Annotated in this window: 3 protein-coding genes and 1 pseudogene; all 4 read right to left on the minus strand. The window is 46.9% G+C overall.

Annotated features, from left to right (window positions below):
* A pseudogene (locus BLP80_RS14790) lies at window positions 1-231 on the minus strand (IS110 family transposase); the annotation flags it as partial.
* A 299-nt stretch (window positions 232-530) separates the two neighbouring features.
* Window positions 531-839, minus strand: coding sequence for a hypothetical protein (locus BLP80_RS14795; protein WP_090544494.1), 309 nt, complete (start codon window positions 837-839; stop codon window positions 531-533).
* Window positions 840-1,019: 180 nt separating this feature from the next.
* A complete protein-coding gene (locus BLP80_RS14800) occupies window positions 1,020-1,202 on the minus strand; it encodes a hypothetical protein (protein ID WP_090544496.1) in 183 nt (60 codons plus the stop codon).
* 147 nt (window positions 1,203-1,349) lie between these two features.
* A complete protein-coding gene (locus BLP80_RS15425) occupies window positions 1,350-1,586 on the minus strand; it encodes a hypothetical protein (protein ID WP_143002335.1) in 237 nt (78 codons plus the stop codon).
* Between the last annotated feature and the right edge of the window lie 252 nt (window positions 1,587-1,838).

Consider the following 1,838-nt stretch of genomic DNA (forward strand, 5'->3'; position numbering starts at 1 on the left):
CTGAGGAGACATGAGCTTGACGGTGTGCCCAAATTCACCCAATTTTCTCCCCCAGTGGTGCGAGCTACCACAGGCTTCCATGCCTATCAAGCAGGGCTCTAAATTGGCGAAATACTTCGCCATCTCGCTGCGGCGCGATTGCTTGCGCAACACAGTCTTACCATGCGTATCTACACCGTGAATCTGAAATACTTCTTTTGCTAAATCAATTCCTATTGTTGTAACCTTCATATTGGACGCTCCTATCTGGTTGAATAGTTATTGCACCGTTACTTTGGCACTTTGATGCCGTTTAGGGTAGTGGGCGTCCATTCCATTACTTCAAAATTCGGTTTTCGTAATCCCTCATCAATACCTTCTCTCAGCGGGAGAAGGTATTGATGCCGAATTTTGAAGTGCGATGAGTATATAGCAATAAAATCTTCAGTAATTTATTAGAACTATTCCTATATTCGTGAGGCTTCCTCAGGTCTATACCTCCGGCGCAAGGGGAGAAAGGTTCCCCCTCAGGGCCTGGCTGATAGACTGCATCAGTAGATAATCGAGCCCCCCTCGATCTGCTTTTTCCGCTTCAGGTATTCGTCGCGGTTGATGGTGCCCTTCTTGAAATCCTCTTCCAGCTTATCCAGCTGCTGCTTGCTCTGGTATTCGTAGGCACCGCCAGCCGCACCGGCACCAGCCAGTACTGCACAACCTTCGAGTGAACTGAGTGCCAGCAGCATAACGGTTAATCTGAGTAGGTCGCGCATGGTGATTTCCTCCTCCTTGAGTGAGATATCATTCAGGTGGGCACAGCCCTTGACCGTGTGGATGAGCACCTTCGCCGTATTGACACTCAACAGTAAATTTTGCCACACTGCAGCAGTCCGTTGACCACCCCGTATGTATAAGAAAAATAAACGCTCTTTCTTATTAAGCTCTGATACATCAATAGATTATCGAAATACGCTGGCAAAAAAAATACGTGCAAGCACGTAGGCCTTTGTCACGATGCGCTCATAAGTTTCGTTAGGGCAGGGTCATGGCAGAAATGCCTGATGCGGCGGTAGGTCAGGATGACCGCCACCTGGTGCTGTGAATTTTGCTGGAATAGGGGCGAGGCTGAGTCCTTGCCGCTGCGCCATGCTAGCGCTATACAGTCTGGCATAACACCCGTAATTGTAATTACGATTGCGTCTGATGAGTTCATAACTGCTAAACATAAATACCGCAACCACGCTTAATGACAGCTAAAGCTTAATAGCAATGAATACCGAATTATTCCATTTCTAAATCAAAACTGACTTTGTCGGCTTCTCCTTGCCGTATTATTTATGCTGCCTGCGGCTCACCTTCGCGTCAGTTTTGATTTAGAAATGGAATGACAGGTTAGAGTGAGAGGGGATGGAGTAATCCTCGCAGGGGTGGATAGTCTGAAAAATCGTCGCACCGCTGAGCATGGGGATGATGTTGCCAGAATGCTTGCAGAAATACGCTTCGCTGTTGCCTGCCAAAATCACGCGGGTCTCGATTTGCGCTACCAAGGCGTCCAGGTTGGTTTCGTAAGCCTGTTTGGGATCAAAGGCCGGAAAGCCTACAGTATTCACCAGCTGCCTGTTGATTTTCCTGAAGCTGACCTGCGAGCTGATGTATGGGTTAAAACTCTTTTTATCTATGACAAATTTACAAAGCATACAATAAGTCGTTAAATGCTACGAACCATCAACAAATTATCCCGTGTGCATTTAAGTTTGTTCCAGACTGAGAAGCTGTCTGGCAAAACATTAGACGCATTTTGCAAGTGTTATTTTCATCATGGCGATTCGAATCATATTTTCGGCAGTGCCTGGCAGGATCTC

Origin of the sequence: Nitrosomonas sp. Nm132 (assembly GCF_900100485.1) — a bacterium.
GTDB lineage: Bacteria > Pseudomonadota > Gammaproteobacteria > Burkholderiales > Nitrosomonadaceae > Nitrosomonas.